15 protein-coding genes, 7 tRNA genes and 3 rRNA genes are annotated in these 23301 nt (G+C 44.5%); 19 read left to right on the forward strand and 6 right to left on the reverse strand.

Features of this window, described 5'->3' with window-relative positions; all coding sequences use genetic code 11:
• Window positions 1-134 precede the first annotated feature (134 nt).
• From MKY83_RS00970 to MKY83_RS01010, 9 genes are all read left to right on the forward strand, one after another.
• A 16S ribosomal RNA gene (locus MKY83_RS00970) occupies window positions 135-1683 on the forward strand.
• 182 nt (window positions 1684-1865) lie between these two features.
• A 23S ribosomal RNA gene (locus MKY83_RS00975) occupies window positions 1866-4796 on the forward strand.
• A 61-nt stretch (window positions 4797-4857) separates the two neighbouring features.
• Window positions 4858-4973: ribosomal RNA gene (rrf, locus tag MKY83_RS00980) — 5S ribosomal RNA — on the forward strand.
• Together the 16S, 23S and 5S rRNA genes with 2 tRNA genes alongside form the textbook arrangement of a ribosomal RNA operon.
• Window positions 4974-5015: 42 nt before the next feature.
• Window positions 5016-5090, forward strand: a tRNA-Asn gene (locus MKY83_RS00985).
• 1 nt (window position 5091) lies between these two features.
• Window positions 5092-5164, forward strand: a tRNA-Thr gene (locus MKY83_RS00990).
• A gap of 901 nt (window positions 5165-6065) precedes the next feature.
• Complete coding sequence (locus MKY83_RS00995) at window positions 6066-6248, forward strand: hypothetical protein (RefSeq protein WP_065097746.1); 183 nt, start codon at window positions 6066-6068, stop codon at window positions 6246-6248.
• Window positions 6238-7206, forward strand: coding sequence for a flagellin Hag (hag, locus tag MKY83_RS01000; protein ID WP_065097745.1), 969 nt, complete (start codon window positions 6238-6240; stop codon window positions 7204-7206). Before MKY83_RS00995 ends, hag begins: the two co-directional genes overlap by 11 nt.
• A 331-nt stretch (window positions 7207-7537) precedes the next feature.
• Window positions 7538-8980, forward strand: coding sequence for a SulP family inorganic anion transporter (locus MKY83_RS01005; protein WP_268508167.1), 1443 nt, complete (start codon window positions 7538-7540; stop codon window positions 8978-8980).
• Window positions 8981-9037: 57 nt separating this feature from the next.
• Window positions 9038-10003: a bile acid:sodium symporter family protein gene (locus MKY83_RS01010; RefSeq protein WP_044139145.1), complete on the forward strand. Its 966-nt coding sequence runs from the start codon at window positions 9038-9040 to the stop codon at window positions 10001-10003.
• A gap of 39 nt (window positions 10004-10042) precedes the next feature.
• Here MKY83_RS01010 and MKY83_RS01015 read toward each other — a convergent pair whose 3' ends face one another.
• From MKY83_RS01015 to murQ, 6 genes are read right to left on the reverse strand one after another with little or no spacing between them, the layout of a single operon-like run.
• Window positions 10043-11290 carry a DUF1343 domain-containing protein gene (locus MKY83_RS01015; protein WP_217013160.1) on the reverse strand — a complete coding sequence of 416 codons (1248 nt, stop codon included), beginning with the start codon at window positions 11288-11290 and terminating at the stop codon, window positions 10043-10045.
• Between the two features lie 11 nt (window positions 11291-11301).
• Window positions 11302-13221 carry a glycoside hydrolase family 3 protein gene (locus MKY83_RS01020; RefSeq protein ID WP_342487943.1) on the reverse strand — a complete coding sequence of 640 codons (1920 nt, stop codon included), beginning with the start codon at window positions 13219-13221 and terminating at the stop codon, window positions 11302-11304.
• A gap of 13 nt (window positions 13222-13234) precedes the next feature.
• Complete coding sequence (gene pbp4b / locus MKY83_RS01025) at window positions 13235-14590, reverse strand: penicillin binding protein PBP4B (protein ID WP_268483216.1); 1356 nt, start codon at window positions 14588-14590, stop codon at window positions 13235-13237.
• Window positions 14591-14609: 19 nt separating this feature from the next.
• Window positions 14610-15983: a PTS transporter subunit EIIC gene (locus MKY83_RS01030; RefSeq protein ID WP_126741710.1), complete on the reverse strand. Its 1374-nt coding sequence runs from the start codon at window positions 15981-15983 to the stop codon at window positions 14610-14612.
• Window positions 15980-16849 (reverse strand): MurR/RpiR family transcriptional regulator, encoded by an 870-nt coding sequence (locus MKY83_RS01035; RefSeq protein ID WP_065097739.1) that lies wholly within the window; start codon window positions 16847-16849, stop codon window positions 15980-15982. Before MKY83_RS01035 ends, MKY83_RS01030 begins: the two co-directional genes overlap by 4 nt.
• Before the next feature lie 14 nt (window positions 16850-16863).
• Window positions 16864-17775, reverse strand: a complete 912-nt coding sequence (gene murQ / locus MKY83_RS01040; RefSeq protein ID WP_065097738.1) for an N-acetylmuramic acid 6-phosphate etherase — start codon at window positions 17773-17775, stop codon at window positions 16864-16866.
• A 221-nt stretch (window positions 17776-17996) separates the two neighbouring features.
• On the opposite strand from murQ, the gene MKY83_RS01045 reads away from it, so the two are divergent.
• The 10 genes from MKY83_RS01045 to MKY83_RS01090 all read left to right on the forward strand — a co-directional run bounded on the left by MKY83_RS01045 (window position 17997) and on the right by MKY83_RS01090 (window position 23295).
• Window positions 17997-18071, forward strand: a tRNA-Glu gene (locus tag MKY83_RS01045).
• A gap of 7 nt (window positions 18072-18078) precedes the next feature.
• Window positions 18079-18154 (forward strand) — tRNA-Val (locus tag MKY83_RS01050).
• A gap of 3 nt (window positions 18155-18157) precedes the next feature.
• Window positions 18158-18230, forward strand: a tRNA-Thr gene (locus MKY83_RS01055).
• 28 nt (window positions 18231-18258) lie between these two features.
• A tRNA-Tyr gene (locus MKY83_RS01060) sits at window positions 18259-18343 on the forward strand.
• Window positions 18344-18347: 4 nt separating this feature from the next.
• Window positions 18348-18419, forward strand: a tRNA-Gln gene (locus MKY83_RS01065).
• A 136-nt stretch (window positions 18420-18555) separates the two neighbouring features.
• Entirely contained in the window at window positions 18556-19467 is a 912-nt protein-coding gene (gene rocF / locus MKY83_RS01070) for an arginase (protein WP_065097737.1), read from the forward strand.
• A gap of 183 nt (window positions 19468-19650) precedes the next feature.
• The gene (sigW, locus tag MKY83_RS01075; RefSeq protein WP_003217112.1) at window positions 19651-20214 is read left to right on the forward strand and encodes an RNA polymerase sigma factor SigW; all 564 of its coding nucleotides are present in this window, start codon (window positions 19651-19653) and stop codon (window positions 20212-20214) included.
• Between the two features lie 14 nt (window positions 20215-20228).
• Window positions 20229-20855 (forward strand): anti-sigma-W factor RsiW, encoded by a 627-nt coding sequence (gene rsiW, locus MKY83_RS01080; RefSeq protein ID WP_034664492.1) that lies wholly within the window; start codon window positions 20229-20231, stop codon window positions 20853-20855.
• Between the two features lie 216 nt (window positions 20856-21071).
• Entirely contained in the window at window positions 21072-21893 is an 822-nt protein-coding gene (gene cdaA / locus MKY83_RS01085) for a diadenylate cyclase CdaA (protein ID WP_003217057.1), read from the forward strand.
• A complete protein-coding gene (locus MKY83_RS01090) occupies window positions 21886-23295 on the forward strand; it encodes a YbbR-like domain-containing protein (protein WP_065097736.1) in 1410 nt (469 codons plus the stop codon). The genes cdaA and MKY83_RS01090 overlap by 8 nt, the downstream gene beginning before the upstream one ends.
• The last annotated feature ends 6 nt before the right edge of the window (window positions 23296-23301 follow it).

Below are 23301 nucleotides of genomic sequence, written 5' to 3' on the forward strand. Positions count from 1 at the left end.
AACGGCGAAGATGATCTTTGAAAACTAAACAAGACAAAACGTACCTGTTAATTCGAGTTTTATAAAAAAATCCTATGAAACATCATAGGTAGTCAGTCAAACGCTGACGAAAAACAAAACTTCGGTTTTGTACTTTTTCGGAGAGTTTGATCCTGGCTCAGGACGAACGCTGGCGGCGTGCCTAATACATGCAAGTCGAGCGAACAGAAGGGAGCTTGCTCCCGGATGTTAGCGGCGGACGGGTGAGTAACACGTGGGTAACCTGCCTGTAAGACTGGGATAACTCCGGGAAACCGGAGCTAATACCGGATAGTTCCTTGAACCGCATGGTTCAAGGATGAAAGACGGTTTCGGCTGTCACTTACAGATGGACCCGCGGCGCATTAGCTAGTTGGTGGGGTAATGGCTCACCAAGGCGACGATGCGTAGCCGACCTGAGAGGGTGATCGGCCACACTGGGACTGAGACACGGCCCAGACTCCTACGGGAGGCAGCAGTAGGGAATCTTCCGCAATGGACGAAAGTCTGACGGAGCAACGCCGCGTGAGTGATGAAGGTTTTCGGATCGTAAAGCTCTGTTGTTAGGGAAGAACAAGTGCGAGAGTAACTGCTCGCACCTTGACGGTACCTAACCAGAAAGCCACGGCTAACTACGTGCCAGCAGCCGCGGTAATACGTAGGTGGCAAGCGTTGTCCGGAATTATTGGGCGTAAAGGGCTCGCAGGCGGTTTCTTAAGTCTGATGTGAAAGCCCCCGGCTCAACCGGGGAGGGTCATTGGAAACTGGGAAACTTGAGTGCAGAAGAGGAGAGTGGAATTCCACGTGTAGCGGTGAAATGCGTAGAGATGTGGAGGAACACCAGTGGCGAAGGCGACTCTCTGGTCTGTAACTGACGCTGAGGAGCGAAAGCGTGGGGAGCGAACAGGATTAGATACCCTGGTAGTCCACGCCGTAAACGATGAGTGCTAAGTGTTAGGGGGTTTCCGCCCCTTAGTGCTGCAGCTAACGCATTAAGCACTCCGCCTGGGGAGTACGGTCGCAAGACTGAAACTCAAAGGAATTGACGGGGGCCCGCACAAGCGGTGGAGCATGTGGTTTAATTCGAAGCAACGCGAAGAACCTTACCAGGTCTTGACATCCTCTGACAACCCTAGAGATAGGGCTTTCCCTTCGGGGACAGAGTGACAGGTGGTGCATGGTTGTCGTCAGCTCGTGTCGTGAGATGTTGGGTTAAGTCCCGCAACGAGCGCAACCCTTGATCTTAGTTGCCAGCATTTAGTTGGGCACTCTAAGGTGACTGCCGGTGACAAACCGGAGGAAGGTGGGGATGACGTCAAATCATCATGCCCCTTATGACCTGGGCTACACACGTGCTACAATGGACAGAACAAAGGGCTGCGAGACCGCAAGGTTTAGCCAATCCCATAAATCTGTTCTCAGTTCGGATCGCAGTCTGCAACTCGACTGCGTGAAGCTGGAATCGCTAGTAATCGCGGATCAGCATGCCGCGGTGAATACGTTCCCGGGCCTTGTACACACCGCCCGTCACACCACGAGAGTTTGTAACACCCGAAGTCGGTGAGGTAACCTTTATGGAGCCAGCCGCCGAAGGTGGGACAGATGATTGGGGTGAAGTCGTAACAAGGTAGCCGTATCGGAAGGTGCGGCTGGATCACCTCCTTTCTAAGGATATATGGAGCAGCGTGCGTTTTCGTCTTGTTTAGTTTTGAAGGATCATTCCTTCAAAACATGTCTCTAGCGAGACAGGATTGTTCTTTGAAAACTAGATAACAATAAGTAATACATTCACATTGAATGCAATGCAAAGTTCATCACACATAGTGATTCTTTCTAAAGTAAGAAATGGTTAAGTTAGAAAGGGCGCACGGTGGATGCCTTGGCACTAGGAGCCGATGAAGGACGGGACGAACACCGATATGCTTCGGGGAGCTGTAAGCAAGCTTTGATCCGGAGATTTCCGAATGGGGAAACCCACTGCTCGTAATGGAGTAGTATCCATACTTGAATACATAGAGTATGAGAAGGCATACCCGGGGAACTGAAACATCTAAGTACCCGGAGGAAGAGAAAGCAAATGCGATTCCCTGAGTAGCGGCGAGCGAAACGGGAACAGCCCAAACCAAGAGGCTTGCCTCTTGGGGTTGTAGGACACTCTATACGGAGTTACAAAGGAACGATATAAGCGAAGAGGTCTGGAAAGGCCCGCCAAAGAAGGTAACAGCCCTGTAACTGAAATGTTGTTCTCTCCAGAGTGGATCCTGAGTACGGCGGAACACGTGAAATTCCGTCGGAATCCGGGAGGACCATCTCCCAAGGCTAAATACTCCCTAGTGACCGATAGTGAACCAGTACCGTGAGGGAAAGGTGAAAAGCACCCCGGAAGGGGAGTGAAATAGATCCTGAAACCGTGTGCCTACAAGTAGTCAGAGCCCGTTAAAGGGTGATGGCGTGCCTTTTGTAGAATGAACCGGCGAGTTACGATCCCGTGCAAGGTTAAGCAGAAGATGCGGAGCCGCAGCGAAAGCGAGTCTGAATAGGGCGCATGAGTACGTGGTCGTAGACCCGAAACCAGGTGATCTACCCATGTCCAGGGTGAAGTTCAGGTAACACTGAATGGAGGCCCGAACCCACGCACGTTGAAAAGTGCGGGGATGAGGTGTGGGTAGGGGTGAAATGCCAATCGAACCTGGAGATAGCTGGTTCTCTCCGAAATAGCTTTAGGGCTAGCCTCAAGGTAAGAGTCTCGGAGGTAGAGCACTGATTGGACTAGGGGCCCCTACCGGGTTACCGAATTCAGTCAAACTCCGAATGCCGATGACTTATCCTTGGGAGTCAGACTGCGAGTGATAAGATCCGTAGTCGAAAGGGAAACAGCCCAGACCGCCAGCTAAGGTCCCAAAGTATACGTTAAGTGGAAAAGGATGTGGAGTTGCTTAGACAACCAGGATGTTGGCTTAGAAGCAGCCACCATTTAAAGAGTGCGTAATAGCTCACTGGTCGAGTGACTCTGCGCCGAAAATGTACCGGGGCTAAACGTATCACCGAAGCTGCGGACTGTTCTTACGAACAGTGGTAGGAGAGCGTTCTAAGTGCTGTGAAGTCAGACCGGAAGGACTGGTGGAGCGCTTAGAAGTGAGAATGCCGGTATGAGTAGCGAAAGACGGGTGAGAATCCCGTCCACCGAATGCCTAAGGTTTCCTGAGGAAGGCTCGTCCGCTCAGGGTTAGTCGGGACCTAAGCCGAGGCCGAAAGGCGTAGGCGATGGACAACAGGTTGATATTCCTGTACCACCTCCTCACCATTTGAGCAATGGGGGGACGCAGGAGGATAGGGTAAGCGCGGTATTGGATATCCGCGTCCAAGCAGTTAGGCTGGGAAATAGGCAAATCCGTTTCCCGTGAAGGCTGAGCTGTGATGGCGAGCGAAATTTAGTAGCGAAGTTCCTGATTCCACACTGCCAAGAAAAGCCTCTAGCGAGGTGAGAGGTGCCCGTACCGCAAACCGACACAGGTAGGCGAGGAGAGAATCCTAAGGTGATCGAGAGAACTCTCGTTAAGGAACTCGGCAAAATGACCCCGTAACTTCGGGAGAAGGGGTGCTTCTTAGGGTGTTAAAGCCCCGAGAAGCCGCAGTGAATAGGCCCAGGCGACTGTTTAGCAAAAACACAGGTCTCTGCGAAGCCGTAAGGCGAAGTATAGGGGCTGACGCCTGCCCGGTGCTGGAAGGTTAAGAGGAGCGCTTAGCGTAAGCGAAGGTGCGAATTGAAGCCCCAGTAAACGGCGGCCGTAACTATAACGGTCCTAAGGTAGCGAAATTCCTTGTCGGGTAAGTTCCGACCCGCACGAAAGGCGCAACGATCTGGGCACTGTCTCAACGAGAGACTCGGTGAAATTATAGTACCTGTGAAGATGCAGGTTACCCGCGACAGGACGGAAAGACCCCGTGGAGCTTTACTGCAGCCTGATATTGAATGTTGGTACAGCTTGTACAGGATAGGTAGGAGCCTTGGAAACCGGAGCGCTAGCTTCGGTGGAGGCATCGGTGGGATACTACCCTGGCTGTATTGACCTTCTAACCCGCTGCCCTTATCGGGCAGGGAGACAGTGTCAGGTGGGCAGTTTGACTGGGGCGGTCGCCTCCTAAAATGTAACGGAGGCGCCCAAAGGTTCCCTCAGAATGGTTGGAAATCATTCGCAGAGTGTAAAGGCACAAGGGAGCTTGACTGCGAGACCTACAAGTCGAGCAGGGACGAAAGTCGGGCTTAGTGATCCGGTGGTTCCGCATGGAAGGGCCATCGCTCAACGGATAAAAGCTACCCCGGGGATAACAGGCTTATCTCCCCCAAGAGTCCACATCGACGGGGAGGTTTGGCACCTCGATGTCGGCTCATCGCATCCTGGGGCTGTAGTCGGTCCCAAGGGTTGGGCTGTTCGCCCATTAAAGCGGTACGCGAGCTGGGTTCAGAACGTCGTGAGACAGTTCGGTCCCTATCCGTCGCGGGCGCAGGAAATTTGAGAGGAGCTGTCCTTAGTACGAGAGGACCGGGATGGACGCACCGCTGGTGTACCAGTTGTTCTGCCAAGGGCATCGCTGGGTAGCTATGTGCGGACGGGATAAGTGCTGAAAGCATCTAAGCATGAAGCCCCCCTCAAGATGAGATTTCCCATTCCGCAAGGAAGTAAGATCCCTGAAAGATGATCAGGTTGATAGGTCTGAGGTGGAAGCGTGGTGACACGTGGAGCTGACAGATACTAATAGATCGAGGACTTAACCTATATTCTAATGTGAAGCTTGAACATTGTTATCTAGTTTTGAGAGAACATTCTCTCCATCAGGTTTGGTGGCGATAGCGAAGAGGTCACACCCGTTCCCATACCGAACACGGAAGTTAAGCTCTTCAGCGCCGATGGTAGTTGGGGGTCTCCCCCTGTGAGAGTAGGACGCCGCCAAGCTTTTTGTTTATATCCTTCCAATGGAAGAAGTTACTTTATCATTCCGCAGTAGCTCAGTGGTAGAGCTATCGGCTGTTAACCGATCGGTCGTAGGTTCGAGTCCTACCTGCGGAGCCATGCTTCCATAGCTCAGTAGGTAGAGCACTTCCATGGTAAGGAAGAGGTCAGCGGTTCGAGCCCGCTTGGAAGCTTTCCTCTAAATGTTGATCTGACAGGGTTTCTCGATGATGAGAAGGCTTTTTTTTTATGTCCTTTTTTATTTACTTGGGGACAAATTGGGACCAATTATCGAATTTGCAATAAGTTTGTTAAAGCATCCGCCACTAGACCGTATGTGTATACGTATCAAGAGTTGTTTTAACATCCGCATGACCTAAACGCTGAGAGACAGATTTAATATTAAACCCATGTATTTAGCTGATTTGATATAGTAGCATGAGTATGACGCATATCATGCAAATGAATTTTCTTATATCGAGCCTTTTTGCGAATCGCTCCCACCATGTATTTAAATTTGAAAAGGTAGTTGAGAACGTACAATGTTAATTCGTCAGCTGACGACAGAGCAAGGCATTCCATTGGCCAACGTTGTTCCACATAAGAGATGGAACGGACCGAAGACAAAAGCAGCTCTTCAAAAAGCATTGAAAAAATGAAAAAAGTAAAGCCCCTGACCATAGAGAACAGGGGCTTTTTTGATGTTTATTTTTCATCGTTTGAAAATGCGTGAAGCTGCAATTCTTTTGCATTTGCAACTTTCATTGTTCTTCTTTTGAAGTGAATCCTTCTCTCAAAATCCTTTTTCTTTTCTCTGTTACTTTATCGAGTGTTTTTAGGGTATGTGAAAAAGTGTTGTTTCCACACGGTTTTACACTAATCATGTTTCTCCCCTGTTTTCGTAAAATGTCATTTTTATTTTACTTAATATTCCACAAAACGCAGTTGATTGAATTTTATCATCCCTATGTGCTTTTTAAATGTGTCGAATTTATGAAATTAAGAATTTCCACAAACTAAAATATATGGTAGGTCTGTCTATAGTAGGTAACACAATACTCATTGTTATGGTGAGCATTAAAAGAAGGAGATTTCATGATTATTGCCATAACTGGTGTTACATATGGTAGTAAAGTTAGAGAGCCAAAAGGTGCTCTGCGTTACTACTATACACATGCCTTAGAAATCGAAAATTCTAAGGAAGAGCTTCTCATCCAAATGGACTTGACAGATAAGCTCGAAAAAAATTACACGGAGGTAATACGAAATGAGAATTAACCACAATATCGCAGCGCTTAACACTTTAAACCGTCTGTCTGCAAACAACGGTGCGAGCCAAAAGAACATGGAGAAGCTTTCTTCTGGTCTTAAAATCAACCGTGCAGGAGATGATGCAGCTGGTCTTGCAATCTCTGAGAAAATGCGTGGACAAATCCGCGGATTAGAAATGGCATCTAAAAACGCACAGGACGGTATCTCTCTTATCCAAACAGCTGAGGGTGCATTGACTGAAACTCACTCAATCCTTCAACGTGTACGTGAATTAGTGGTTCAAGCTGGAAACACTGGTACACAAGATAAAAACACAGATCTTCAATCTATTCAAGATGAGATTGAAGCTTTACAAGAAGAAGTTGATGGAATTTCAAATCGTACAGAGTTTAACGGTAAAAAATTATTAGATGGTACTTTTAAAGGAATCCCAGGAACACCAGCAATTCCGCCGACAGATCCAGATGATCCAGATACAGGTACACCTGCAGTCCCAGCAAGTGGTAATGCTTTAGTGTTCCAAATCGGTGCTAACGCAACTCAACAAATTTCAGTTAATATTGATAAAATGAGTACTGATGCATTAGGAGTTAAAGATGGTGATGGGAATGTTGTAGCCAATCAAGCCGTTAAAAACATCGATGTAAGAAAATTTGCTGACAATGATGCAAAAGCAGATGATGTTGGTTTTGATACTCAACTAAGTATTGTTGATGCAGCTATTAACCAAGTATCTGCTCAACGTGGAAAACTTGGTGCAGTACAAAACCGTTTAGAGCACACTATTAACAACTTGGGTGCATCTGCTGAAAACTTAACAGCTGCTGAGTCTCGTATCCGTGACGTTGACATGGCAAAAGAAATGAGTGAGTTCACTAAGAACAACATTCTTTCTCAAGCGTCTCAAGCTATGCTTGCACAAGCGAATCAACAGCCACAAAACGTACTTCAATTATTACGTTAATAAACCAAAAGCCCCATTTATATAGGGGCTTTTTTTGTTTGTTTTAAAATGTTGGACTTGCTCAGTGACAAATAGAATCATGAAAATGGAATAAATCGATTGATAAGGAAGCTTTGTATCAATTTTCTACACATTCCTTCTTTTTGTGCTTGATTCCTTAGTTCCTTTCTTATATTCTTACTAAAGTGATGGTTATCCTCTCTAACAAAAGACTCTGTACGTTCCTCTTTTTCCCCGAAAGTGAAGCATTGTTTATTTTCCTTTCTTCATCTCCAGGTTTGATTGATCTTCTTTTCTGTGTGCGGTATGTGTATAAAAAGGAGTAGATGGTTTGAAAGATTTATTTGTAAAGCAAGAATGGTTTGGACATGTGCGTCAGGATGTGCTGGCGGGTATTTTAGTGGCTCTGGCTTTAATTCCTGAGGCGATTGCATTTTCGATTATTGCGGGCGTTGATCCGAAGATTGGATTGTATGCTTCGTTTTGTATTGCCATTGTCATTTCGTTTGTTGGTGGACGGCCAGGTATGATTTCGGCTGCTACAGGGGCTATGGCTCTGGTTATGGTTGATTTGGTAGCCGATCATGGATTGCAGTACTTGTTTGCGGCTACGATTTTAACAGGTCTGATTCAAATTGTGTTTGGATTTTGCCGAGTGTCTCGTCTGATGAAGTTTATTCCGAAATCCGTAATGGTTGGTTTTGTGAATGCGTTGGCTATTATGATCTTCATGGCTCAGCTTCCACATTTCGTAGGGGAATCGTTGGCCATGTATACAATGACAGGCGGCGCTTTGCTGATCATTTATTTATTGCCGATGGTGGTAAAGGTGATACCATCCCCTCTCATTGCGATTATTGTCATGACGATCATTGCTGTATTTGGACATATTGATGTGAGAAAAGTTGGAGACATGGGAGAGCTTCCTAGTACTTTGCCTGCTTTTCTGATTCCTCAAGTTCCGTTTAGCTGGGAGACACTTGCTATTATTTTTCCTTATTCTTTAGCGCTAGCGATGGTAGGTTTACTTGAGTCTCTTTTAACTGCACAGATTGTTGATGATATGACGGAGACGTCTAGTCGTAAGAACAAGGAAGCGAGAGGTCAAGGGATTGCCAATGTGGTTGCAGGGTTCTTTGGTGGTATGGCTGGTTGTGCGATGATTGGTCAATCAGTGATTAATACGAAGGCAGGCGGGCGTGGCCGTCTTTCTACCTTTGTAGCGGGTGCCTTTTTAATGGTTCTCATTTTTGTACTTGGTGATGTTGTTGTTCAGATTCCGATGGCTGCTCTTGTAGCTGTCATGATTATGGTCTCCGTTGGGACATTTGATTGGAGTTCCTTTCAGCAGTTACGAAAGAATCCGATAACAGATTCTATTGTGATGATTGTCACGGTCGTGACGGTATTGTTAACTCATGATTTATCAAAAGGTGTTTTTGCAGGTGTGCTGCTAAGTGCGGTATTCTTTGTAGCAAAAATATCGAAGCTCCATATTTCCTCTACAGAAAGCCAAGCAGGTACTTGGATTTATCGAATTAAAGGGCAAATTTTCTTTGCTTCTGTGACTGATTTCATCCAAGCGTTCCGTCAGGGAAAAGATCTCCAAGCCATTGTGATTGATCTATCTGAAGCGCGTATATGGGATGAATCGGGTGTGGCAGCGATAGAACGTGTAAAGGAAAAGTATCAAGCAGCTGGCGTACAAGTAGACGTAGTTGGAATGGATACATCAAGTCGAAATCTTGTGAAACAGGTGAATGGTTCTTCATAAGTTTTTTCTGTTTGTTACAATAGAAAGGGTAGAAAGTGAAGGATGGAGGTGGCCGGCATGCTTGTGCGTTTGAACCAAGTGCTCGGCCGGATGATGCCGCTTATTACGCCTATTAGTGTGCTACTTGGTGTTTTATTGGCGGCCTATTTAAAAGATTTTACGTTTATGGTGCCTTGGGTATTTGCCATTATGACATTTTCAGGGAGCTTGTCATCTACTTTTTCAGCTTTAAAGCATACGGTGATGCATCCATTGCCTTTGATTTTATCGTTTATGATTTTGCATGTGCTGATGCCTCTTTATGCTTGGTCAGCGGGGCATTTGATATTTGCGGGCGATTCTATGACGATCACCGGTTTGACTCTTGCGATGGTGATTCCAACAGGTGTGTCTAGTTTAATATGGGCGGCGATGTATAAAGGGAATGTCGGGTTAACGTTATCTATCATTTTAATTGATACATTGCTTTCGCCATTGATTGTGCCAGTAAGCTTGTCACTCTTCGTCGGTACACAGGTCCATATGGACATGGTTGCGATCATGAAAGGGCTGTTTGGTATGGTGGTGCTGCCCTCTATTTTAGGAATGCTCGTTCGTCAGTATGCAAAGCCATCTGTGACGAAAACAATTAGTCAGACCTTGGCTCCTTTTTCAAAATTAGGCTTGTTTGTTGTCGTATCGATTAACAGTTCTGTTGTCGCCCCATATTTGCGTGAACTGGATGCTGCATTTTTTAGCAAAGCAGCGACTGTCTTTTTCATTGCGATGAGTGGGTATGCTTTTGCATGGTTGATTGGAAAGGTAATGAAATGTACTCAAGGGGAAATTGTGGCCATTGTGTATACGGGCGGCATGAGAAATATTAGTGCCGGAGCTGTGCTTGCTATTAGCTTTTTTCCGCCTGCTGTTGCTGTCCCTGTTGTGATTGGTATGCTGTTTCAGCAAGTACTTGCTGCCTTGTTTGGTTTCTTACTCAATCGTTTTGAGCTGAAAGCGCCTGCTGTGACTAAATCTTTATCATGAAAAGACCTCCATTTTATGAGATGGAGGTCTTTTTGCGAATTAATAGATGAGATATTTCTTCCGTTTCTTTTCAAATGATTTGAGGTCGTGATGATAGCGCTTCATGATGTGTTTGACGGAAGTACCTTGATTGATTTCTTCTTTGATCCAACCATTTCCGATGAGTTTATCAAAGCTACCTGTTTGAAGAAACTGAAAGTCTTTTGGATATAAATCATGTATGGCTTTGATGATGGATAACCCTGTTTTTACCGCTTCGAATGAAGAGCGGTCTGTGACGTATAGCTGCACACCGTGTGATAGCTTCCCTGCATGTTTAGAAAAAGTGGGGGTGAATGATACGGGTCTAAATTTCACACCCTTTAGTTTTAATTGATTTAAATAATCTGCTAGCTCATTGCTATTGATATACGGAGCGCCAATGAGCTCGAACGGTTTTGTTGTTCCTCTGCCTTCAGAGACATTTGTGCCTTCAATTAATCCTGTGGCGGGATATACAAAGGTACTATCCACTGTTGGCATGTTAGGTGAAGGAAGGACGAATGGCAGCTTCGTGTCATCAAACGTCATGGAACGCTTCCAATTTTTCATTTTGATGACTGTGACATCAGCATTGATATGAAACTCTTTGTTAAAGAATTTTGCTAGTTCACCAGTGGTCATCCCATGTCTTAATGGTATTGGATAGAGCCCTACAAATGAAGCGTGCTCAGGTTCTAAGACAGGGCCTTCTACTTTTAGTCCGCCAATGGGGTTTGGACGGTCTAGGACAACAAAGGGAATGTTGTTTTCTTTCGCAGCCTCCATCGCATAGGCCATCGTGTAAATATAGGTGTAATAACGAGCGCCAACATCTTGAATATCAAACAGCAAGACATCTACATTTTTGAGCATGTCAGGGGTTGGTTTTCTTGTTTTTCCATAGAGAGAGTAAACAGGAAGACCTGTTTTTTCATCGGTATAGGATTCGACGCCTTCTCCTGCCTGTGCATCGCCGCGCACACCATGTTCAGGTCCATATAGAGCAGTAAGCTTGATATTTGGATGCTCAAATAGGAGATCGACACTGCTTTTCATATTTGCATCAATACCAGTTGGGTTCGTAATGAGGCCGACCCTTTTCCCTTTTAACCATGAAAGATTGCCTGAGAGTAGTGTTTCGATCCCAGTTTTGACTGTTGCTTTTTTTCCTTTTGTATCTGTTCGTTCTTGGTTTGCGGGGGAGGCGGCGGTCAATGTGCTCATAATGAGAATGCTTGCGAGTATTAAGCTTGCTGTTTTTTTCAAGAGAATCCCTCCTATTTGATCTGTTTCCCTTTCAAGTTGAGTCCATAGCCGAATGGATACAGGGTTTGATTTGGATGAGTGACAGATGGGATATCTACAGGCAGTTTGCCTTTAGGTAATGCAGTGCCAAATATGACTTCTAACCCAGCAGGAATATTTGGCTGGTTGAATTGTCCGTTTGAGTAGCCCTTAAAACCGTAAACAGCTAGTAAGGCATCCGCCTCTTCAAAATTTGCCGCATCGTAAGGGTTTCTTAGGCTCATGATGACCATTTTTTTCTTTTGTGCTGCAGCTTCTTTCATGACAGCACGTGGGAAGGCAGTCGCCCATTTTTTCGGGTCCTGTACATTGTCATCAATCACACCATCATTCACAGCTGGGTCATTTTGGACAACGTAAGAGCCGGTAATCACATAGTCAGCATCTTGAAGCATTTTGGCTGTTTCTTTGGTGAAGGTCTTATCCGCAAAAGCATATGATTGGATACGTACAGGTTTGATCTTTTTTTGTTTGATCAGAGAATCAATTGTGACAGACATGGCTTTTGTTTGATCTTCGTAAGGTGCCATGACCAAGATTTTATCATTCTTTTTAGGCTTGAAGGGTAGGGTCTTATCGTTGTTTTTAAGCAGGGTGATCCCTTCACGCGCCATTTTTTGTTCTGCGTTCCGGTGCGATTTTTTCCCAACGATTTGAGTGGCTTTTTTGATTTTTTTCTCAAGGGTGATAGGTTTTTTGGAAGAAATGATGCCTCGTTTGATCTTCAATTGAAGAATTTTTTCAACAGATTCGTTGATTTGAGACATCGGAATTTCTTTCTTTACAATTGCCTGTTTTACAGCATTGAACACATTCTCAAGGTTTTTCTCAGTTTTAAGAGAGGTGACTGGTGCTGGCATGAGGGCGATGTCGACGCCAGCCTTAATGGCCATCACTACGGCTTCTTCCTGTCCGAAGTTATCTGCAATCGCTTTCATGTTTAGGGCGTCTGTTACGACAACTCCTTGAAAGCCCATCTCTTCTTTTAATAAGTGTGTGATGACTTTTTTCGATAAGGTTGCTGGAACCATAATGTCCTCGCCATCTTTTTTGCTTTTATATGTTGTATCATCAATGGCAGGAAATTGAACATGAGCGGTCATGACCATATCCGCACCAGCGTTGATCGCTTGTTGAAACGGATACAGCTCCACCTTTTTAAGACGATCTAGGTCATGTTCTACGAGCGGCAAGCCGTAGTGACTATCGACGGCTGTATCACCATGTCCCGGGAAATGCTTGAGTGTCGAAATAGTCTTCTCCTTTTGAAGTCCCTTCATGGTTTGAAGGCCAAGCCTAGTGACAAGAGCAGGATCAGAGCTAAAGGAACGGACGCCAATGACGGGGTTGTTTGGGTTATTATTCACATCTAGCACAGGAGAGAAGTTTGTATTGATCCCTAGTGCGTTTAATTCTTTGCCGATGATTTTGCCTGTGTCGTATGCATTTTTCTTGCTTCTAGAGGCACCAATCGACATATTTCCTGGGAAATGTGTTCCCTTTTGTAATCTTGTGACGATTCCACCTTCTTGATCAATTGAAATGAGTAATGGAATCTTTGGTGATGCTTTTTGAAATTCATGGGTGAGTTTGACGGTTTGTTTCGTATCAACGACATTCTCCGCAAATAAGATGACACCGCCTAGATGATATTTTTCTACAAGATGGGATACTTCTTTATTCATCTTTGTTAAGCCTGTAGGTGCGGATTCATCTTTTGTTTGCCAATTACGAAAGTCTGGCATAAGCATTTGACCTATCTTTTCATCCAAAGACATGTTTTGTACCATTTGTTTTGCGGTTGGAAGAGGGGCAGAGCTAACCTTTTCCGTTGGAATGGAAGGGGTTAGCAGAGCTAAAACCAAAGCAGCGGGGAAAAGTGCTTTTAACATCGAATTCCTCCTTTTACTTAAAAGATTCGTAGATGGCGGTCATGATGCTTCCATAAGTGCCAGTTGGGAAAAGGTCACCTTCAAATTGATTTGGGTTGGTTTCAGGTGAAACGACAGGCGAATGTTTCTTATTTGTCAGCAAGACGATACCTAGATTATGTTTTGGATCAATCATTGTCATGGTTCCGGTCCAGCCGGTATGTCCATAGGCTTCGTTACTTGCATGTTTTCCAAACATCCATTCCATGTCAGTATGACCGTTTTTACGCCAGCCTAGCCCGTATGTTGGGTTTGTATCAGAAGAGGCTGTAAAGAGATCGATAGAAGCTTGATCAAAGATGGTGGTTTTTCCATAGCCTCCTTTGTTCAGCATGAGCTGGAGCAGCACGGCCATGTCTGATATGTTAGAGAAAAGTCCAGCATGACCAGAGATTCCTGCCATTGAGTAAAATGCTTTTTCATCATGGACTTCGCCTAGCAGGGTGTACCTGCGAATGTTTTCAAAATCAATGACACCATCTCGCGAATTACCTAAACGTTCGGTTGCTGCAAAATGCTTCGGCTTAAATCCTTTTTGCAGTGGATTGAACATTGTGTGTTTGAGACCTAGCGGCCGATAGATTGTCGACTCTACATATTGATCAAGAGGCATACCTGTTTTTTTCTCAATGATCATGCCTAACAGCATGTAATCAATGTCACTATAAATGTGCTGGGTGCCTGGTTTGTATTGCAGAGGCACCTTCGGCAACCATTTCATCGTTGTCTTTCTATCTTGAGAATAAAAGGTGCCGGCTGCTTCTTTGCTATAAAATAAGACACTGGAAGGGAGTCCGGCAGAATGGGTCAGAAGATCTCTTACATGGAGCTGATCTTTGCCGGTTACCTTTGCATCTGGTTCATCTTTAAAATCTGGCAGAATGGCTTGTATTTTTTCGTTCACATCCAGTTTTTTCTCGTAGACAAGCTTTTGCAGGGCATAGTTCGTCGCATACATTTTGGTGTTGGATGCTAAGTCGAACAGTGTATTCTTTTTCATTTTCTTATAGGATTTGAGTTCGGTTGTGCCTTCGTATTTTTGCCTGTAGCCATAGGCTTTTTGATGGACGATTTTTCCGTCTTTGATAATGATGAGTGCGGCTCCTGGAAATCCTGCTTTGATATCGTTTTGAATCATGTGATCAACCTTCCTAAGCTGCCTAGAAGAAAAACCAACTTGTTCCGGTCGTTTTGCCTTTTTTAAGACGGGATATTCTTCAGGTGCTGTTTTAGACAAAGACGATACAGGATGGGAGCTAGTTGCAAATGTTTGTGCTGGTAATCCAAGGAGCATGAGCAGACTTGTCATTAAGAGAAAGTATTTCTTCAAGAGTTAGCCCTCCTATTGCTTATTTTTCCTCAAATTCAACAGCCATATCATCATGAAAACCAAATAAGTATGTGAAAATAAATCCAGCGACATATGCAATAAAGAGTCCGATTAAGTAAAGAAGCATTTGATGTGCGTGAACAATAAAGGTTAATGGGAGACCTGATACACCAATCGCCTTCGTTGCAATTTGGAAGTAGGCTTGAAATGCACCGCCGATTCCAGCGCCAAGACAAGCGGTGAGAAATGGTCGTCCCAGCGGGAGTGTGACACCGAAAATGAGTGGTTCACCAATGCCAAGCATCCCTGAAGGAAGTCCACCCGCGATGGCCCTTTTGAGTTTTTTCTTTTTTGTTTTCATATAAATGGCGAATGCCGCACCTACCTGTCCTGCACCGCCCATAGCGAGAATCGGCAAAAGCGGGTCATCTCCTATGGAATTAATGAGTTCCATATGAATCGGTGTCAGTCCTTGGTGAAGTCCTGTTACAACAAGTGGAAGGAAGGTCGCACCAAGAACAAATCCAGCGAAGATCCCGCCCATATTTAATAGATAAGTTAATCCTGAGGTAATGGCATCAGATATAAATCCGCCGACTGGCATGAAGACAACGTACGTAAAAATGCCTGTAATGAGTAGTGTGATGGTTGGTGTGACGATGATATCAAGTGATTGCGGGACGAATCGTCTGATTCTTGTTTCCACAAGCGCCATAAAGATGGCAGCTAGAAGAACACCAATAAGCCCGCCTCTGCCTGGTAGAATATTTGTGCCAAATAGCATAATGTCTGCGGAGGCTGGGTTAATAATGAGGATACCAGCTAATGCGCCTAATGCAGGAGAGCCCCCAAACTCCTTTGCAGCATTTGTTCCGACTAATATACCGAGATATGCGAACAAGCCTGAACCAATAACGGTTAAAATGATCGCTGCTTGAGACTTTCCATCAAGCCAGCCCGCTTGCACGATTGCTTTTGTAATCCCTGTAATAAGACCTGATGCAACGAGTGCTGGAATGATAGGAATAAAAATGCTGGCAATGCGTCGTAAGAACAGTTTGAACGGTGTGCGGTTCTTTTGTGAAATGGCTTGCTTGTTTTTTTGTGCTTCGTTGTTTAAATCATACGAGTCAGAGGCATTTAGCAGTTGTTCAAACGCACTTGATACTTGGTTGACAACACCAGTACCTAAGATAATTTGCAGCGTTTCTGCCTCAACGACACCAATGACACCATCGAGTTCTTTGATTGCATTGAGCTGAACTTGTTCATTGTCAATTGGTGTAATTCGGAGACGCGTCATACAATGTGTATGGGAAGAGATGTTTTCAGAACCACCACAGAGAGAAAGAATGTCTTTCGCCAACTGCTGATATTTCGTTTGATGACTCATGTTGAATCCCCCTTTGATTTTCGTTTCATGGAGCGGATGGCATGTCTTGTTTTGTCAATATATTGCGCCGTCTCTTCATATTGACGGGAAGCTAAGCTGAGGAACAAGACATCAATTAAGTAGAGCTGTGCCATTCTAGAGGAAGTGGCTGCACTGCGAAAAGGTGCTTCATTGGAACCGGACGTCGATAGGTGAACATCACATAAGGCAGAAACGCTTGTTTGACCTGGATGCGTCAAAGCAATGGTCTTCACTTGATTGTCTTTTGCGAGCTGAAGGGCTTGAATGATATCTAACGTTTCTCCTGAAAAGGAAATACCGAACACGATGTCATTCTTTCCTGCATTTGCGATGACCGTTGATGCGATGTGCATGTCAGTGAAGGCAGTCGCTGCATAATTGATTCTGAGAAATTTCTGCTGGGCATCCGCTGCGACGATGCCAGATGCACCGACGCCGATGAAATGGATTTGATTTGCACGCAGCAGTAATTGAACAGCTTTTTCTAATGCCTCTGCATTTAAAATAGAAGCGGTGTCCTTAATCGATTGAATCGAGTTTCCTGCTGTTTTTTGAATAATGGATTGAAGCGGTTCATCTTGTTCGATATCACGGTAGCCTTGTTTATCGCTATACATCAAGTCTCCAGCGATTCGCATTTTTAAATCGTGATAGCCATCTAGCCCGAGAGATTTACAAAGGCGGATGACTGCAGAGCTGCTTGCACCGGCTGCCTGACTGATTTCGTGTACTGTGCTCTTAATGACTTTGTCAGGATGGGCAAGGATATAGTCTGCAATGATTTTTTCAGATTGGGGGAGCTTTGCTTTCATTGTGTGTAGTAGGGTGAGTCCACCTGCTGACATGAGCACTGCCTCCTTTAGGATTGATGATGTGCGATGGCTTTGTCGATATGACCATTCGTTTTGTTGAGTAAATCCTTGGCTGTTTTCTTGTCTGTGTTTGTTTGAAGCATGACGATGGCGGTTTTGACTTCTAAGTCTGCCGCTTCAAGCGTTTTCACGGCTTGTTCGTAGGGAGCGTTTGTCACATGTTGAATGATGGTGATGGCGCGTTCTTTTAATTTATGATTGCTGACTTTTACATCAACCATCAGGTTTTCATATACTTTCCCTTGTCTGATCATGACAGAGGTGGAAAGCATATTTAAAATCATTTTATGAGCGGATGCGGCTTTCATTCGTGTTGACCCTGTGATGGCTTCTGGTCCTACAATGACTTCAATGGCGCAGTCTGCCAGTTCGCTAATTTTTGCTTGTTCATTACAGCTGAGGGCTACTGTTTTTGCGCCGATGGATTTAGCGTAGTTTAAAGCGCCGATGATGTAGGGTGTCCTACCGCTGGCGGCGATACCGACGATTGTATCTTTTGATGTCAGGTGAATGTGTACTAAATCCTGTTTGCCGGCTTCTTCACTGTCTTCCACATCTTCGGCAGCATGTGAAAAAGCAGAGTCTCCGCCTGCCATGATGCCGACAATCACATCAGGTGAGACGCTATAGGTAGGGGGACATTCGACAGCATCCATCACGCCAAGTCTGCCGCTTGTCCCGGCTCCTAAATAAACGAGTCTGCCCCCATTTGAGATGGATTCATAGGCGAAGTCACTTGCTGTTTTGACATGTGGTAGGACACGGTTGACTGCTTGAGCGACCTTCATATCTTCTTCATTAATCATTTGGAGCATTTCGAGTGGATTTGCTTGTGATATTCCCATTGTGTTAGGATTTCTTGATTCTGTTGTCAAAGAACGCAATTGAGATGGCTGCATGCGACATTCCTCCTTATTTCTTCATTTTCAGTATATTCAGTATGATATGAAATTTCAACATTATATTTAAATATTGAAATTATATTTCAATCAAAAAGTGGTGCTAATTGAAGGTGAATAGTTAGAAAATAAAAAAAATAAAAATCCCCTTTACAAAAGGGGGACAACCTGTATATAATAATTTTTGTCAGCTTCACGGAAACAGTCAAACTTGACAAATTGGCCCGTTGGTCAAGCGGTTAAGACACCGCCCTTTCACGGCGGTAACACGGGTTCGAATCCCGTACGGGTCACCATTGATGTGGAGGATTAGCTCAGCTGGGAGAGCATCTGCCTTACAAGCAGAGGGTCGGCGGTTCGAGCCCGTCATCCTCCACCATATGCCGGTGTAGCTCAACTGGTAGAGCAACTGACTTGTAATCAGTAGGTTGGGGGTTCAAGTCCTCTTGCCGGCACTGTTTTTTCTTTATCAATTCCATATGTGGAGGGGTAGCGAAGTGGCTAAACGCGGCGGACTGTAAATCCGCTCCCTCCGGGTTCGGCGGTTCGAATCCGCCCCCCTCCACCATTTTTGGGCTATAGCCAAGCGGTAAGGCAACGGACTTTGACTCCGTCATGCGTTGGTTCGAATCCAGCTAGCCCAGTTAAGACACCTTTTTCAAAAAGGTGTCTTTTTTTATGCTGGCAGGCGGAATGTATAACTATTCAAAATATTGTTGAGTTGAGTCAGAAGGCACCGAGAAAGTAAAATATAAGCATGAAGGGAAAGGGGATGTACATATGGGAGATCAAAAGAAGGTCACGCTTGTCGGGGTTCCGATGGATTTGGGTCAAATGAGAAGGGGCGTCGATATGGGACCGAGTGCGATTCGGTGTGCAGGCGTAAAAGAAAAATTGGAATCGCTTTCATTTGATGTGGAGGATCTCGGGGATATTCCGGTTGAACAAAGAGATGATGAAAAAGGTTTATATACAAGTGAAAAGCTAAAAAATTTAACGGAGAATGCTGGTGCGAATCAGCTGCTGGCAGAGAAGGTTGACAGTATAGTGCAATCAGGCTCATTCCCGCTCATTTTAGGCGGTGATCACAGCATTGCCATTGGCACACTTGCTGGTGTATCCAAGCATTATGAAAACTTAGGTGTCATTTGGTATGATGCTCACGGTGATTTAAATACAGAGGAAACTTCTCCTTCTGGAAATATACATGGTATGCCGCTTGCAGTCAGTCTTGGCCTTGGGCATGCTGATTTGACGAACATTGGCGGTTATTCTCCAAAATTGAAGCCTGAGAATGTTGTTTTAATTGGTGCTCGATCCTTAGATGAAGGAGAGCGGGCATTGATTAGAGAGAAAGGCATTAAAGTGTATACGATGCATGAAATAGATCGTTTAGGGATGACAAGAGTGATGGAGGAAGCGATTGCATATTTAAAGGAAAGAACAGATGGTGTCCACCTGTCGCTTGATTTAGATGGATTAGATCCAGCCGAGTGTCCTGGTGTAGGAACTCCTGTGGCAGGCGGCATTAGCTACCGGGAGAGTCATCTTGCTATGGAGCTTTTAGAAGAAGCCGGTATTTTGACTTCAGCTGAATTTGTTGAGGTGAATCCGGTTTTGGATGAAAAAAATAAAACAGCCGAAGCAGCTGTTGCATTAATTGGATCGTTAATGGGCGAAAAGCTATTGTAGAGCGGGACTTGTTCCCGTTCTTTTTTGTTTTGGATAAATTTAAGGATATATTAAGGTTTTTACTGGTAGATATGCGTAACACGCTGTCAAAAATTTGTTACACTATTTTTTAGAGGAGAATGAAACCTTTTGGAAAGAGGTTCGTATACATAAAGACCGGTGAAGGCAGAGGTTGAATATACTATGGACACAATGATTAAAAAGAGAATTAAGCAATTGAAAAAAGGCGACCAGAACGCATTTGCAGACATCGTAGACCTGTATAAAGACAAAATTTATCAGCTGTGCTACCGTATGCTTGGGAATGCACACGAAGCAGAGGATATTGCACAGGAGGCGTTTATTCGTGCCTATGTGAATATTGAAAGCTTTGATGTGAATCGTAAGTTTTCTACGTGGCTGTACCGCATTGCAACCAACCTGACCATCGATCGTATTCGCAAAAAAAAGCCGGATTATTATTTAGATGCAGAGGTGGCAGGAACAGAAGGATTGAATATGTATTCTCAAATTGCTGCTGATGGCATTTTGCCAGAGGAAGAGGTGGTGTCTCTTGAATTATCGAGTACCATTCAGCAAAAAATTCTAAGATTACCCGATAAATATCGTTCGGTCATCGTATTAAAGTATATTGATGAACTCTCGTTAAAAGAAATTAGTGAGATTCTAAATATACCCGTTGGTACGGTGAAAACGAGAATACACAGGGGTAGAGAGGCTCTCCGGAAACAGTTGAGAGACCTTTGAGTGAGGTGATTTTGATGAGCTGTCAGGAAAAAATCGTCCTGCTTATGCATCAGTATTTAGACGGGGACATTGAGCCCCAAGACGAAAAAGAATTAAAAAGCCATCTGCAATCGTGTGAGGAGTGCCGTACTCATTTTCAACAAATTGAGAAATCCATCGCGCTTGTGCAGAGTACATCTCATATAGAAGCACCAACTGATTTCACTGCAAAGGTGATGGCAGGTCTTCCGAAGGAAAAAAAGCGTGTGTCGGTTCAAAGATGGATCAAAGCTCATCCGCTGATGGTGGCCGCTGCCCTCTTTCTCATTTTGATGGGAGGCAGTCTGTTTACAAGCTGGAATACCGATCATAATTTCAGTGTGTCAAAGCAGCCAAATCTCGTCGTTGTAAATGATACAGTGACCGTACCTAAAGGGGAAACCGTAAAAGGTGATGTCACTGTCAAAAATGGCAAGCTGATTGTAGAAGGCAAGGTTGATGGAAATGTCACCGTCGTCAATGGGGAACAGCTGACTGCTTCTGCCGGACAAGTCACTGGTCAAATTAATGAAATTAATGAAGTGTTTGATTGGATCTGGTACAAAATGAAATCTACAGCACAAAATGTGATGCGGGTCATTGGACCAGAGGAGCAAAAGTAATTATACGGGTCGAGAGCAGTCTCTTTAGGGGCTGCTCTTTTTCTATATTATAGGTCAGAATGTATACGAGCTAGCACGCTAGCCATATATGGCAACTGTTTTCCTTGCTGAAACAAAATGTGATATAATAGCCACGCTATGTATTTACACATAGGCTCTTTTTTTATCAAAAATGCATCAAACGAAGAATAACTGAAAATTCTGGAGGACGAGGAAATGGCTTTAGGGGATATTCCTATTTTGCAGTACCTCGGTAATGCTGTTGATATTCTCGTTGTTTGGTATGTGATATATAAATTAATGATGGTCATCCGCGGAACAAAAGCGGTTCAGCTTTTAAAGGGAATTGTGGTCATTGTTCTCGTCAGGATGGGAAGTGCGTATCTCGGTCTTAACACACTTCAATGGCTGATGGATCAAGCGATTACGTGGGGATTCCTTGCGATCATTATTATTTTTCAGCCAGAGCTAAGGAGAGCGCTTGAGCAGCTTGGGCGCGGCCGTTTCTTCTCAAGAAGCGGGACACCTGTAGAGGAACAGCAGCAGAAAACGATCGAGGCAATTACAAAAGCAATTAACTATATGGCAAAACGCAGAATCGGCGCGCTGCTGACAATTGAGCGTGATACTGGGATGAATGATTACATAGAGACTGGAATTCCTTTGAATGCAAAGGTGAGTTCAGAGCTGCTCATTAATATTTTCATTCCAAATACACCGCTTCATGACGGGGCTGTCATTATGAAGCGTGATGAGATTGCAGCTGCGGCTTGTTATTTACCGCTGTCAGAAAGTCCTTTTATCTCTAAGGAACTTGGGACGCGTCACCGGGCGGCAGTCGGAATTAGCGAAGTGACAGACAGCTTGACCGTCATCGTTTCTGAGGAGACAGGCGGCATTTCTGTCGCGAGAAATGGTGATCTCCACCGAGAATTGACAGAAGAAGCGCTTGAAGAAATGCTGATTGCTGAATTTAGTAAGAACAGCAAAGATGCTTCCTCGACCAAATGGTATTGGAGGGGCAAGAAAAATGGATAAGATTTTGAATAATCGCTGGGCCGTAAAGCTTTTTGCATTGGTCTTCGCTTTATTGCTGTATGGTGCAGTCAATTCAGCGCAAGCGCCCACGCCGAAAAAAATCGGTGAATCCTTTTTCCCAACATCGACGACAGATGAAGCAACCCTAACTGACATTCCTGTTAAAGCGTATTATGATGACGAGAAGTACGTCGTTACTGGTGTGCCGCAAACAGTTAATGTGACGATTAAAGGGTCAACGAGTGCTGTGAAAACAGCAAGACAAACAAAGAACTTTGAAATATATGCAGATATGCAGAATTTATCCACAGGTACTCATAAAGTGGAGCTGAAGGCAAGAGATGTATCAAAAGGACTCACACTATCGATCAATCCATCTGTGACGACGGTGACGATACAAGAAAAAACAACAGCAGAATTTCCTGTGGAAACCGAATTTTATAATCAAAATAAAATCAAAGACGGCTATTCACCTGAACAGCCTATTGTGAATCCGAAAAAAGTTACAGTCACAGGTTCTAAGGACGTGATCGACAAAATTTCTGTCATTAAAGCATTTGTGAACCTAGAGGATGTCGATCAGCAAATTGAAAAGGAAGCGAAGCTCACTGTGTATGATAGTAGCGGGAATGAGCTGCCAGTCGAATTGAGTCCGTCTGTGGTGAATATTACAGTTCCCATCTCAAGTCCAAGCAAAAAGGTTCCGTTTAAAATAGAGCGGACTGGCAGTTTGCCGGATGGGATCAGTATCTCAAGCATTGAGACAAGCCCGAGTGAGGTCACAGTGTACGGTTCTCAAAAAGTGCTGGATTCGCTTGATTTTATTGATGGTGTCAAGTTGGACCTAAGCAAGATCAAAGATGATACGGAGATTGATGCCGACATTCCCCTACCAGATGGTGTGAAAAAGGTATCGCCCGAAACGGTGAAGATCAAAGTGAAGGTTGCAACAGCGCAAGAAAAAAAGATCGATAATGTACCAATTTCTGTCGTAGGTCTGAGCAAGGATCTCACCTCTGATTTTGTGAGCCCATCTTCTGGACGACTCACGTTAACAGCAAAGGGATCAAAAAGTGCGATTGATAAACTAAAGGCTTCAGATGTTGAAGCCTATATCAATGTTGGGGACTTGAACGAAGGAACACATGAGGTCACAATTCAAGTGAACGGTCCTCAAAATGTGACGTGGACGTTATCGAGTTCAAAGGTCAAAGTGAAACTGACTTCTACTGAGACAGAAGATCAGCCAGCGTCTACAAATGATCAGAAGAAGCCATCTTCTGATGACGATGATCAGGAAGAGAAGAGTAAAGAAGAATCCACGCAAGATAAAGCAAAGAAAGAATCAAGTCAAAGACAGCGGATCAAAGAAGATAAAAAAGAGGACGAAGCGTCCTCTTGAATGGTA

It is taken from the genome of Bacillus sp. FSL M8-0266 (assembly GCF_038613425.1).
Taxonomy (GTDB): domain Bacteria; phylum Bacillota; class Bacilli; order Bacillales; family Bacillaceae; genus Bacillus; species Bacillus pumilus.